Genomic DNA, 12,861 nt, shown 5'->3' with positions numbered 1-12,861 from the left:
TGTTTTTTTATAAACTTAGTCCGTTAGGATTATACGGTATACGTTTTAGCTAAGACTGTGCCGACACAGGGAGGGGTAGCTAATAAAAATAAATAAAAAAGAGAGATATAATGAAAGTTACTTGTTTTGATAATAGACCAGAAATTATTCAAATATGTGCTGATTACTGGGAAATAGACAATAAAGGAGCGTTTTTGCATAATACCAGTGAAATTGGTAAAAAATATGGACTCTCTTCTACTAAAGTCACTCATATAGCGAAAGAATATAGTTGTGCATATTCAAGTTCTCTTATTTGCTCTTTTTGTTCCGTACCGTATCAATATGTAAATCGGACAGATTATCATTCTAAGATGGAAATAAATGATTGGACGTGCAATGATTGTCTAGCTGATGAAGAAGTGATCCTTAATGAAAAAAAACAACGCGTTATATCGTATGAATTTATAGAGCAACAAAAAAACTTTCCTCTCTCAATGGAACGATTGGATGTAAGATTGTCTGTACTATTATTGTCTTTGATTCGCTACGGAGCTAATGAGGATTTAACCTACATTAATGAGTATTTAAATGGCAAAAATGATCGTCTTTCTCCCGATGAAGATGATAATATAGATTTTATAGACGAGCTTTATAGGAATGGATGTATAGCAATAGCTCCCTTTTCACATCTCGAGACCCTTACATTAAAAGAAGGTAATAATTTTTCTTTTTATCCCAGTTCTGTAAAATGGCTTTTGCCCTTACCTGTAGGGCAGACTTTTAGAGAATTTACTATTCTTCTAGAAGCTAAATTAGCAGCGACAGATTTTCTTGAAGCTAATTACGATGAAGTTATAGAGCTTTGTAAAGAAATTTCACTGAGTGAATGTTTAGCCTATTTAAAATATAAAATGGAAGAACATAAGCTGCCCTTTTCGCCTGGAGATAAAACTAAATTAGTATTGACAAAAGCTCTTGAGCAATATTCAGTTGCACAAGTCTATGGTTTTATTTGGACTGCAGTAAGCAATACGGCTGCATATTATATGAGGACTCAAGGGAGCATTAGTAAAAGACAAGCAGCTAATGCTGTAGTTGGTAATATAGAAAGAAACTTTGAGCGTGCTTATACTCAAAATTGGGATGTGAAAGCTTACCGCAGAGATCATAATTTACCTCAATCGATTATTAGTCGATTGTTATTTAATGTGCTTTTGCATACTGATGATGGTGGTTTTTATTTGCCATTGAGGAAAATAATTAATTTGGAAGAAGCACTCAGCACCTAAAGTTGTAATAACTAATGGCTATTGGAAATACCATCACGGTATTCTTCTGCGCTAATGACAGTTTCATACAAACCAACACTTTCATTTTCGTGTCGGTTAATACCAGTATATATTAGGCTTGCGTCCTCATATCGTTTGAATTTGTAAACAGCATCATTCATGAGGGCGCTGTTAAATACCCCTAGACTAACCAAAAGCTCAAAATCTTTAACGATTAAGCCAGTTACCTTTTTGAAAAGCCCAGGCTCAAGCTGGGTAATAACGTCCTTAAGACTTTTTTCTCTATAATCGGTCAAGTACATGAATACAGGAATTCGAGTGGCAAATTTTATTAGCTTTTCCTGAATTTGCTTACGTAACCTTTTATACTCTTTCTCGTTGGAGGTCAATTCGCGCTTTTCTCCGTCATTGAGTTCGCGTTCACTCGCTTCTTTTTTTGCCTTTTGAACGGCCTCTGATTTGTTGATGATCGTTTCAATATCTTGATTAAGTGTTCTAAAGCCTTCAATACGCATTAATGCATCCATGGCCTCTTGGCTATTCATCAGACGTTGAAGCGTATAGTTATCGACATTAACCAGTAATGCACTTTCCCAACGGCGTGCTAATAAAGTTGCTGTGGTACCGCTCATAGCCATATCCAGAACATCTGCTGCGTTAATTTGCTTCATTGAACTACCGTCATAAGCTAGAACTGGCAAGAAATGGATAAATTCTTCTACGTTTTTTTCTGGACTCGATTCATTAACGTTGAGTCGGCAGCTGTAATCTGTAATCTGACGTAGCGCTCTATCGGGAGCAAAATCAAAAACATAGCATTCCCTTTTAATAATTTCCTGTTTATTCGGAGATTTGTTATCCGGATTATTGATCACCCAAGGAGTTTGAACTCTAAAGGCAGCTTGAAAATAAGTTTCGGGACTGGAGCAATTACGCAGCATAAAGATTCCTGTCCAGGGCTTAACTGATACTCCTGTAGTCAATTTTCCGCAAGATAATGTGATTGTTTTGGTTTCAATAGGCATCTCCATAGCATCCTCAATTGGTGAAAGAGCCTCGACACCAATGCCAGCCTTGCTGCCTGCCGCCACAAGAATTTTATATGCATGGTAAAATTTATTATGTCTCTGATCCAACAGGTTTTTCATGGCGTAGCAAGATGCAACGGATGGTAAAAACCAAAAGGTATGCGATAAGAGGGCGAGTAATCTAACATCTGAAAATGGCATGGGAGGCTTTTCTGCACCGAGCTTTAGATTATCAACCGTGGTTTCAAGAAAAGCGCCTCGAATCAGATCGAGCCATTTTTGTACTTCGTTTTCATACTTAAATTTGGCAGAGAAGCCTTCTCCAGTAGCTGAGAAAAATGTATTTAAATCAAACTGGTTAAATTCTCCCCCCATTGCAATATCCCGAATGGACTCAGGTAATTGGTAAGTTAACATGACCATACGAGGCAACGATTCGTAGGGATTATTGTCGCCTTTCCATTGTTCTTTAGCGCGCTGTTCATCAGAATAAGTCCAGTTGTATATTTGTTCTTCAATAAACTCACCCGTTGCGATAGCGCGAAACGGTGTGCCAGAAAGATACAAATAGGCAGAGGTGGTAATTGGCATTGTATTTTCATCAAAAAACTCAAGGCCATCCCCTTCGGCATATTGAGCTTCTTTTTTATCCTCTGCTGCAAATAACTCTTTAGCGCTTTCGCGCCAAGCACCATAATGATACTCATCAAAAATTACACAATCCCAACGCATGTTATGCACCCATTCGTTTTTAGCTTTAATACCACCTACGTTATTTTTACCCATGTAATCTTGGAACGAACCAAAACAAACAATAGGTCTATTGAGATTTGATTCAAAGGATAGGTTGTCTTTTGAGATAAATTGCCACTCCTTAAAATCGATATGCGATTGCAAATCATCACGCCATGCATTGTGTACAGCAGGTTTAAAGGTGAGGATCAAAATCTGTTTCCAGCCCATACGTTTGGCAAGTTGATATGTAGCAAATGTTTTTCCAAATCGCATTTTGGCGTTCCAGAGGAAATGCGGTGTCTTTTCGGGATTTTCCTTTTTGAAACTTTTGAAGTAGGCCATAGTTTTGTTAACAGCTGCTTCCTGTTCAGGACGCATAGTATAATCTAGAGTTCTATTATCTTCATTTTCAATACCATCTCGTATAGCAATAATGGCAGCCTTAACGTCTGACACGGAACATTTAAACCATTCGCCATCTAAATTATGAAAACCTTTATTTCTTAGATGTCTATGTACTGCACGATCAGTGAAAGCGCTACCATCTTTTCGCATAGCAGATTCAACAAGTTCAATTTTATAGGGGGGTGGTCCTGGGCGTAAGGTAGGATATTGTTGCGCAACACGTTGCTCTGCGCCTATACATGTATAACCAATCTTTAATAAACCATCATATTGGGGATTAGTATCCAAATAGGCGTAAATTTCAGGCTTTGCCTCTGATTTTGGAGGAAAAATGTTATCACCCATCAGTGATCTCCATAGGCCTTACCATTGAATCAATAAAAGCTATTTCGTCAGTTGTAATATTGTATTTTTTATATAGTTTATCGTCTGTCCATTCTTCGCTAAAATCTTGCATAGGGACAAGAGCGTATTTGTCTCTCATTGCATGTTGAGTATTTTTTTTCAGCATTATGCAAAATCTAAAGAATTTTGTGCGAATGTAAGACATTACATTCTTGCAAGTCTGTTCATTATTAAATGGCCCGATTAGTAGATAAGATTGGGTGCAACAGCTATTTGGTTCTCCCATGAAAGGCTTACCTAAGAATCTATAAGGATAATTTCCTCGTTCACCATATCCAGCAGCAATATAGACTTTCCATTCATCAACCCAGTGCTGATTTCTCAATAATTGATCTTTGCGAATGAATCCAATGCCACTTGTGGTATGTATTTTTATAGCATCAGGAAAATAGTGTTTCTGAAAATCTTTAAATGAGGAGATGATTCCAAAAGGAGTTTGAGGGCTAACAAACGTATCAAAAGTAGGTTCGTTAAAAGCTGCTATTTTTCGTATAATAGGGATTGATTCATTGAATCGAATAAAAGTATCACCTTTTTCTTCAAGGAGAGGGCGTATTATTGGAGCAGAGGTTGTTTGATTGCCCCTAATAGTTTTGATTTCACAAGAGCCATTATTATCTCTATCCCATAAAAAATAACAAACGCCTCCAGAAATATCGATTCCAGGGAAACAGTCTGTTGCATTGGGATAATCAACTAGTTTTCTTATTCGAGTGTCGTTTAGCATTTCTGACCGAAATTCATCTAAACCACGACCACCTGCAAACCATCGAGATTGAATAATCATTGTTAAGAACCGGGGATTTAATTTTTTAGCTTGCTGGACAAACAAATGATACAAAGGTATTGCATAGTTTTTTTTCTCAATTCCTACATTAAGCTGATAAGGTGGATTTCCTATGATTACGTCAAATTTCATATTAAATATCTCCTTCGGTGTGCTGGTATGGATAAATTGGTACGCATGGCTTTCTAATTCATTGCCACGCTCATACAAGCTTTGTTTTGCGCCACAGAAAGTACATTTTTTTTTATGCCAATTATGATTTATAGAATTAAAAATGATATTGCCAGCGGGGTTGTCAAATGCAGTTATTACGGAATATGAGCTATTGGCAAACCTGGAGCAATAAATGGAGCGTCTAGCCAACAGCGCTGTCAATTCCGTGATAGCAATTCCGTATAGTTGTTTTGTATAAATATGATTTATACGTTCTTGAAGGTTAGGAATTTCTTGTTCCAAGCCACGCAATAAACGCTTACCTATTTCGCGTAAAAAAACTCCTGATTTACACGTAGGATCTAAAAATGTCATATCTTTCTCTTGCCAAATATATTCAGGCAAAAGATCTAGCATTTGATTAACAACTGATGGGGGTGTAAAAACTTCATCGCTGCTCAGGTTAGCAATAAAGCTTAGTATATCTGGATTGTATTGTTGTTGTGCCTCATACATTTTGATACAACCTTAAAAAATGTGTGAGGGGAAATTCTTGTATCGGACGAGCATCTGTATTTTGTTCTAAACTTGAATATGCCCTGTGAGCCGAACCATCATCAGATTGGTGGCTTATTAGATGTTCAAATAAATAATCTCTGCGCTTCAACATGCTACCATTAACAGCAGACCATTCTGAAAAAACAAGCGGCTCTTCTGTGTCCTCCGCTTTCATGGTCAGAGTATTGCCCCACACGATATTAAGTTCCAAGATAAAACGTACGGAATTTCTACACTCTTGAATACAATTTTTTCCATACAGTTTTGTGTATTGTTCATTGAAGTAATTGTATAGGCGAGTTCGGCACTGAAGGACATTATCTTCCTGAACATCAATACCATAAATGGAGGAAACTGCAAACACAGCGTAACGTTCGTATTCTCGCTTGCTTTTTTTATATCGGTGCTCAACTACATTCAGCTTACGATGCAATATTTCTATTAAGAAATTGCCTGTCCCACAAGCAGGTTCTAAAAATCGAGATTCAATTCTTTCGGTTTCTGGTTTGACAAGGTCAAGCATGGCATTTACCTCTCGTTCCGAGGTAAAAACCTCACCATGTTCTATAACTCTTTTCTTGGATTTGATTTGTGTACTCATGTTCACCTGCTCGATTCATATAATTCACGCTTCACATCAATCACATCAATGAGCTGTTATTAATAAGTATAGGTCTTCTTTATTTTTTTGCATTAAATCAAGTGGCTATGAAGTGTTGCCAGTAGAATAAATCTGATATTCAAATCCGTCCAAAGATATTAGGAAGATTAAAAAGCATTTATATATGTCCCAAATTGACGATTTTATTATGTATGCTACAATATATTATATGTCCTAAATTGGCGCAAATTATGAAAGTGAAATACCAAGATAGTATCGAATATAAAGCGCGTAACCGACTCAAAACAATTCGTGGGAGTATAGTGCTGCGCCAAGATTTTAGCGATCTGGGTTCCTATCGCCAAATAAGCCGTGTACTTAAGGAATTAGTTGCCGAGAAAAAATTAGTTAAAATTAGCTCCGGTGTATATGCTAAGGCCTATATTTCAAAATATACAGATATCCCTCTTATTAAAAATGGCATAGATTCTACACTCCGGGAGGCTTTAAAACGTTTAAATGTTGCATTTGAGCCCGGTAGTGCTGAGCAAGAATATAATGCTGGAAAAACAACCCAGATACCTGCAGGAAATATTATAAGACTTAAGAGTAGATGCCGTCGGCGCATAGGCTATGGCAATAACATGTTAATCTTTGAGAAAAATATCAATGCTAAATAGTGCTGAGCTAAAAGAATTAATTGCAGCGACTCAGGCACATATTAGGCTAAGGGCGTCTGTTATCGAGAAAGACTATTATGTTACTCAAGTGATTCATACTCTTTCTAACCTAGAAAATGAATACTTTCGATTAGTTTTTTGCGGCGGTACATGTTTAGCAAAAGCACATCAGATTGTACATCGGATGTCAGAAGATGTAGATTTTAAAATTCAACCAAAACAAGTTGAAATACCTTTTAGTAAAACTCGTTTTTTGAAAGAGCTAAAGCAGTTTAGAGCTTATATCCAGTCACAAATTAATCTGGTGGCTGGTCTAACTGCAAGTGAGCCAATAGTGCGCAATGAGGGGCGGTATTCGCGAATTGATCTCACCTACCCATCAAGTTTTGCAACTGATGTAGGATTAAGGCCGCATATATTATTGGAATTTACTTTGTCTGATGTTCGTCGTGATGTTGTAGATTTACCTGTTAAAACCTTGATCGAAACTAATTTAAAGAATGTGGTTCTATTACCTCCTTGTTTAACATCTTGTGTGACTGTAGATGAAACGGCCATTGAAAAATGGGTTGGGCTAACTCGACGTATTATTGCGATTGAACGTGGGCATCATGAGGATGATAAATCGTTAATTCGCCATGTTTATGATCTGAATGCTATTCAGCAAGCAGATAAAATTCACAGCATCTTTTTTACTTTAGCAAAAGACATAGTAATAAACGATGCTAAACAATTTAAAAACCAGCACCCTGAATATTCTATTAATCCGAGCGATGAAATTATACTATCTTTGGCACTACTAAAGTCTAAAACAGAATGGAACAAACGCTATCAAGAGTTTGTTGAAACTATGGTTTTTGATAATAAGTCTGTACTTGAATATGATAAGGCAATAACTATTATTGAGCTGATTAGTAGTAAGGTAATTAATAACCTAAACCAATAAAGTTTTGCAGGGAACGATATTTATTGGCCATTTGCAATAATTTTAACATACTTGTTTAATAGGAAATAACAAACATCATGAGGAAGTAATTTGATGCAACAGCAACTTCTTGAACTTGCAAAACTACGTAATTCAAATATTCTTATATATGCTACTGGAGATAGGCCTAATTTGTGTACGCAAATAGATGAGGATATTATACAAATATTTCATGAGGTGCTTGAATCTATTGGTAACCAAGAAAATATTGATCTATTCATTTATTCTCGGGGTGGTTCAACAATTGTGCCACTTCCTCTTGTTCGCTTGATTAGAAAATATTGTACCAAGTTTGGGGTAATCGTACCTTTTCGTGCTCATAGTGCAGCCACTATGATATCTGTTGGAGCTGATGAAATCTATATGACAAAAAAAGCTGAATTAGGCCCAGTTGATCCTCAACTACAGATCCAACAGAACCAAGGTTTAAGAACCTATGCTACAACTGACTTGTTTGCATATCTAGAATTTGCTAAATCTGAAATTGGTTGGCAGCAATCTAACACAGAAATTTCTCTTGAAATTTTAGAATATTTTCATAAATATTGTGCGTTGCCCCCCGATCTCATTGGTAAGATTTATAGATTATATACACAATCGAGAAAATACATTATTGAGCTGGCTAAAAATAGATCAGAAGGACATGAGTTAGAAAAAGATATAATAAATCAGCTAGCTGATATACTTGTGAGTGGGTTTGGTTCTCATGACTATAAAATTGACTCAATTGAGGCAAAAAATCTTGGCTTAAATATTATTGATTATTCTAAAGAATTAGAAGATGCCGTAAATTCTTTATTTAATCAAATGGCTAATGATTTAAAATTAAATGAACCCTTTGTCCCTTCTTGCCCTGGCGAAGAGATTGCTAGTATTATAATGAGTGCTAATAAAACCGCAGTGAAATCTGCTATTATTAATAGCGTAGGTAAAAATAACGAAGGTCAGTCGATTATTGATATGGGGATTACTCCATGGATTTTTAAGGCAATATGAGATGAAATTAATTTTGAATAAGCGGGTCACACTGAGAGATTTGAAAGAATCATCGGATGTTATTAGTTTTCTTACTACAGCTAGATCCATTGATATGGATCAAACGTGTGCTGCGCCTACAAATCGTGAGAAGCCTACTAAAAAACGAAGCTCCAAAATGTCTCAGAATCATTCTTCGTTAGGCTAATTACCGCTCTACAGAAAACAAATTAATCATCGCATTACCTCCCATTAAGGTGAATAAGACTAAGAAGTAACACCATGAAGGGGGTATATCTTGGGGTACCTAGTTAAAAATAAAAAAATAAACCTTTTAAATACAATCAATTAAATAATCAATTAAATAGCCGCCGCCCCACCAATTATTCAAACTATAAAAGACCACTAAAGACCTTTATAAACCATTGCAAATCAACGAGTTAAGACATAATTTTTCATGATTAAGGTTTTGACTGTTTTTTGGAATAGAATTTACTTTACTGTAGCGAAGTCCGGACCGGTGAATGATTTGTTTAATTTTTCATAAAAGAGCTTTTGTTGCTTTCACCAGAGATACAAATATCGTCAACATATAGTGTCATTACACAATTATGCTCTACGTAATTTCAAAAGCATTATTTCATTTGGTAACACCCCAGCCTAAGGTCATTAATTCAATAAAATCTCTTCTTGAGAGCACCTCAGAAACAATCACGCCAATCCTTGTCAGAAGGTTCCATAGTGGATTTGTAGCGTAAATCAAATGCATTGTCTTTTTTTGAGCATTAATGTACTCATCCATTTTTTCTCCTAAAGCTTCAATATCTTCTATCCATTCATCTCGAATTGTATCTGGTAAGGATCCAAATAAATTATATCGATCCTGCATTCTTTCAGAAAGTTTTTCATATACTTTCTCATCGACGGTTTTTTCATTAACTAGATTGAGCATATCAACTTTGCTGCGCACTTGGCCGAATCTTTTAATTCTACCAATCCGCTGCTCTAATTTTGTTGGATTCCAGGGAAGATCTATATTTATTAATGTCCCAAGTGTTTGCAAGTTCAGTCCCTCACAAGCCGCATCCGTTGCAACCATGATTTCTAACTGATGTTCAGCAACCATACGCTTTAAGGTTTCGCGTTCAATATTCCAAAAAAATGCGCCTGGATGGGGAGTGCTTCTGTGAATACTGCTTTTAGTGCTTCTATTGAGCGTGTTAGAGCTGGGATAAATTATCATTTTTCATAGATACTAGTATGAGGGGAGTGCCAGGAGAATTTAAAGGTATTGGATGCGCTATAATTATAAGTAAGTTTTAAATTGGGGATTTTATTATGGTTCCTACAAAGTGGGATTTATTTTTTAAATATAATCCATTCTTCGGTCCAATAACTTCAGAAACAGTAAAAAATACACAACAAAATTTACCCCAGCCCGAAAGAAAGCTTAATGCAACTCAGATAGAAAAAGTTATTGTCTTGCAGAAATTTTGGAGAAATGTGACCTCTGCAAATACAAAGGTACGGGTTCGTCCTAAATCAGTGCATCTTCCTGACTCAGCTCGGGTGATTGCACATGTTATGACTGATGAAGAGATAAAAGAAATTTTCTTACATGCTGCACAAAAAAAACAGTTAAACTCAAACCAAGTTCAAACGATTTTAAGGCAACAGAATTCATTAAAATACGCGTATGAATTACTGCAAAATGACAAGATAACCAAAGATCAATTTCACAGAATAGTAGAGCTTCATAAAAAGTATGTAACTGAAGAACACCGGATTGAGAAATCCTTAAATATGAAGCAAATTAAACATCTTCGAAAACTTATTGACAATGGTTTAAACAATTTAAATCCAGAACTGAATGAGAAACCTTTTCAAGAACTAGAACAATTACTCAAAGATCCCGATTTTCCTCAAATTGTGTTCGGTTTATTTGACTCCATTTATAGTGCCGGATTGCAAACCCAACAATTACTTACCCTACTTGAATTATATCAAGCTCAGAAAAAAAGAGTTTATACAGATGAGCATGGACTGGAAGTTGCTTCCGAACAACCGCATATTACGGCAATTTATCGTATTTTAAATGATGAAGGGGATTTCACTGAAGAAGCAAAGAAATATCTGTTGCCTTCCTTAACCAGAAAAGAAGGATCTTCAGGCTTTATGATGAAGCCCATAGAGGATAATGAAACTTATGATCAGTTTAAACTTTTGGTATCCCAACTGCCCGCTTCAGAGCAAATATTTTATTCCACTGTATTCCCCCAAGAACCAGGACTTACCCATAATGTCGTTGGTGAAAAAGCCCTCGCTAAAATTGAGGAGTTTGGGCCTTTAAGCCAAGTAGAGAAAAAATTTATTGAATTTCCTTTAATAATACCTTCTTGTGGTGCTCGCAATGCCATAGGAATTCTGCGCTATGGTATTAATGATTACATGCCAGTTATCCCTCAATTCGGCATAAAATCTATGGCCGATATAGAACAAGGTCTACGAACCTACCGGGGACGTTTGGCTTATTTATTTTACCCGCATACACCCGATCCGGGTAATGTTCATGGAAGCGCACGAGATACCTATGTTGGTATCTTTGCTCATGATCAATATCATAGCGATATTATCTCATCAATCCCTCAGTATGCGCGGGATGGCCTTTTAAGATGTGTGAATATTATACGAGATCAAACTGAAATGAATTGGTCAAATGAGATTTGGATATGGGTAGATGCAGATTTTCGTTATTTTAAAACAAAACAATTCGATCCCCAGTCGGCCAATTCAGTAGCACATTTTTGTTCAATGCTCGACTCAGTCCAGTTACCTTTTTCAAATTTAGCCCCTTATGGCCAAATAATGAGGGAAAAAACTGGGATTTCACCTGTAGGGATCTTGGTTATGATGGACATGATCAACAATAAGGATCAGTGGGTAGAAATTGGTATTAATCCAGATTTATTGCCCGATGCTTCGCCAACACGAGTACCCTCAACAATTCGTACTGGTAGAAATATTCATAAGCCTTTAGATTATAAAATTTATTATGAGCGCATGAAGGAGGTCATGGTAAATTATCCCCAAATTACAACCAAACCTGGAACCAGCAGGATGTTGGAAATGATGATGCTATGTTCCCAAGAGAAAATGCCGTCGCAACAAGAAATGGTTTCATTTGGTAAATTTGTAGATGAACTCCAAAAATATAATTTAATTAATTTAGGTAAAAATTATTTTAACAATATTGTCCTTCAGTTTAACGGTATAACTATTCAAGAGGGAAAAGAAAGCAAACAATTACGCTACCTAACCCTCATGTATAAAGCATATCTTGAAAATGATAAACAGAACTGGAATAAAATAGATTTTATCAAAGCTTATCAGGAATCGGAGCAGGTATTGAAACAATTGGATTCGCTATTTCAATATAAAGATAAACCAGATGAAAAGGCAAAAAAAATATTGGAGAATTTCATTAAAGCCATAACTCAAAACCTTTCAGAACTACAGGTAGAAGAAGCATTGCATCAACTTAAACCTCTTATAGAATCCTATAGTGAGGCAGATTTGCGTCTCTTTACCTCATCCAAGCCTCCTAAAACTCCATCAGACAGGATACTTGATGGAGTTTTAAAAGAGATCTACCACTATGGTGGAAAAAATAGGAGTTTGACTCAGTTAGTAGATTCTCTCGTGAATTATCATGATGCTTTAAAGCAAGAAATGAACCCAAAGGATAATGATATTTCTAAAGGATTAGGCTGAAATTAAATGAAACTATCTTTTAGGAACATTTCTTATTGGCTAAAAGGTAGATTTATACTCTTAGTTTATTTGTTTCCTTTGTAGCGTGAATCCATTTCATACTTGAATAGGATTTAGCTAGAAACAATCCTCTTTAGTTAATCTATTTGCTTAAAATAGAATATGGAGAAGGTGTTACCTATCATTTTATCCAAAAATAAACCTCCTCGTAAACTTAAGCTAGGTATAACGAATCTTCATACTGATTTTGCAAATGATCTAGCTGCAGCGCTTATCTCTCACCCGTGCCAATAACAATTCACCTTTACCTCAGAGAATTTAATTTTGACTCAGTCGCGGAGTTAGCCAAAACTATTGCTTCTGTTTTTGGTGCCACTAAGTTATTTCATTTAGAAATCCCCGCAATCGGGCATGCAGACTTACAAACATTCTAGGGGTCAGATCTTGATTTTGCCTTTATAAGACAGCAGTTAGGGATTAATTCTTGATAATTGATTCCCGCATTGA

General features: G+C 36.1%; 9 protein-coding genes. 5 read left to right on the top strand and 4 right to left on the bottom strand.

The genetic code is table 11. The features are described from left to right. Positions 1–110 precede the first annotated feature (110 nt). Positions 111–1,271, top strand: coding sequence for a hypothetical protein (locus FOLKNPGA_RS16965; protein WP_182350997.1), 1,161 nt, complete (start codon positions 111–113; stop codon positions 1,269–1,271). Between the two features lie 11 nt (positions 1,272–1,282). Here FOLKNPGA_RS16965 and FOLKNPGA_RS16960 read toward each other — a convergent pair whose 3' ends face one another. From FOLKNPGA_RS16960 to FOLKNPGA_RS16950, 3 genes are read right to left on the bottom strand one after another with little or no spacing between them, the layout of a single operon-like run. Beyond that, positions 1,283–3,784: a GIY-YIG nuclease family protein gene (locus tag FOLKNPGA_RS16960; protein WP_182350996.1), complete on the bottom strand. Its 2,502-nt coding sequence runs from the start codon at positions 3,782–3,784 to the stop codon at positions 1,283–1,285. After that, a complete protein-coding gene (locus FOLKNPGA_RS16955) occupies positions 3,777–5,300 on the bottom strand; it encodes an Eco57I restriction-modification methylase domain-containing protein (protein ID WP_182350995.1) in 1,524 nt (507 codons plus the stop codon). Before FOLKNPGA_RS16955 ends, FOLKNPGA_RS16960 begins: the two co-directional genes overlap by 8 nt. Further along, entirely contained in the window at positions 5,293–5,943 is a 651-nt protein-coding gene (locus tag FOLKNPGA_RS16950) for a DNA methyltransferase (protein WP_182350994.1), read from the bottom strand. Before FOLKNPGA_RS16950 ends, FOLKNPGA_RS16955 begins: the two co-directional genes overlap by 8 nt. A 251-nt stretch (positions 5,944–6,194) precedes the next feature. Between FOLKNPGA_RS16950 and FOLKNPGA_RS16945 the strand changes: the two genes are divergently transcribed. From FOLKNPGA_RS16945 to FOLKNPGA_RS16935, 3 genes are all read left to right on the top strand, one after another. Next, positions 6,195–6,623, top strand: a complete 429-nt coding sequence (locus FOLKNPGA_RS16945) for a DUF6088 family protein (protein ID WP_182350993.1) — start codon at positions 6,195–6,197, stop codon at positions 6,621–6,623. Continuing rightward, on the top strand, positions 6,613–7,569 hold the full coding sequence (locus FOLKNPGA_RS16940) for a nucleotidyl transferase AbiEii/AbiGii toxin family protein (protein ID WP_182350992.1): 957 nt from the start codon (positions 6,613–6,615) through the stop codon (positions 7,567–7,569). Before FOLKNPGA_RS16945 ends, FOLKNPGA_RS16940 begins: the two co-directional genes overlap by 11 nt. Positions 7,570–7,662: 93 nt before the next feature. Further along, complete coding sequence (locus FOLKNPGA_RS16935) at positions 7,663–8,604, top strand: hypothetical protein (RefSeq protein WP_182350991.1); 942 nt, start codon at positions 7,663–7,665, stop codon at positions 8,602–8,604. 619 nt (positions 8,605–9,223) lie between these two features. Here the strand turns inward: FOLKNPGA_RS16935 and FOLKNPGA_RS16930 are convergent. Continuing rightward, positions 9,224–9,709, bottom strand: coding sequence for a helicase-related protein (locus FOLKNPGA_RS16930; RefSeq protein WP_220471044.1), 486 nt, complete (start codon positions 9,707–9,709; stop codon positions 9,224–9,226). A 212-nt stretch (positions 9,710–9,921) separates the two neighbouring features. Between FOLKNPGA_RS16930 and FOLKNPGA_RS16925 the strand changes: the two genes are divergently transcribed. Then, on the top strand, positions 9,922–12,354 hold the full coding sequence (locus tag FOLKNPGA_RS16925) for a hypothetical protein (protein WP_182350990.1): 2,433 nt from the start codon (positions 9,922–9,924) through the stop codon (positions 12,352–12,354). The last annotated feature ends 507 nt before the right edge of the window (positions 12,355–12,861 follow it).

It is taken from the genome of Legionella sp. PC1000, from assembly GCF_014109805.1.
GTDB classification, from domain to species: Bacteria; Pseudomonadota; Gammaproteobacteria; order Legionellales; family Legionellaceae; genus Legionella; species Legionella resiliens.
The sequence above is the reverse complement of the archived record's forward strand: the minus strand, read 5'-3'. Positions and strand labels throughout refer to the sequence as shown.

What these genes read in the sequence shown, in the direction of transcription:
- FOLKNPGA_RS16965 (WP_182350997.1), top strand. Translation starts at nt 111, where the DNA reads ATGAAAGTTACTTGTTTTGATAATAGACCAGAAATTATTCAAATATGT.
- FOLKNPGA_RS16960 (WP_182350996.1), bottom strand. Translation starts at nt 3,784, where the DNA reads ATGGGTGATAACATTTTTCCTCCAAAATCAGAGGCAAAGCCTGAAATT.
- FOLKNPGA_RS16955 (WP_182350995.1), bottom strand. Translation starts at nt 5,300, where the DNA reads ATGTATGAGGCACAACAACAATACAATCCAGATATACTAAGCTTTATT.
- FOLKNPGA_RS16950 (WP_182350994.1), bottom strand. Translation starts at nt 5,943, where the DNA reads ATGAGTACACAAATCAAATCCAAGAAAAGAGTTATAGAACATGGTGAG.
- FOLKNPGA_RS16945 (WP_182350993.1), top strand. Translation starts at nt 6,195, where the DNA reads ATGAAAGTGAAATACCAAGATAGTATCGAATATAAAGCGCGTAACCGA.
- FOLKNPGA_RS16940 (WP_182350992.1), top strand. Translation starts at nt 6,613, where the DNA reads ATGCTAAATAGTGCTGAGCTAAAAGAATTAATTGCAGCGACTCAGGCA.
- FOLKNPGA_RS16935 (WP_182350991.1), top strand. Translation starts at nt 7,663, where the DNA reads ATGCAACAGCAACTTCTTGAACTTGCAAAACTACGTAATTCAAATATT.
- FOLKNPGA_RS16930 (WP_220471044.1), bottom strand. Translation starts at nt 9,709, where the DNA reads ATGGTTGCTGAACATCAGTTAGAAATCATGGTTGCAACGGATGCGGCT.
- FOLKNPGA_RS16925 (WP_182350990.1), top strand. Translation starts at nt 9,922, where the DNA reads ATGGTTCCTACAAAGTGGGATTTATTTTTTAAATATAATCCATTCTTC.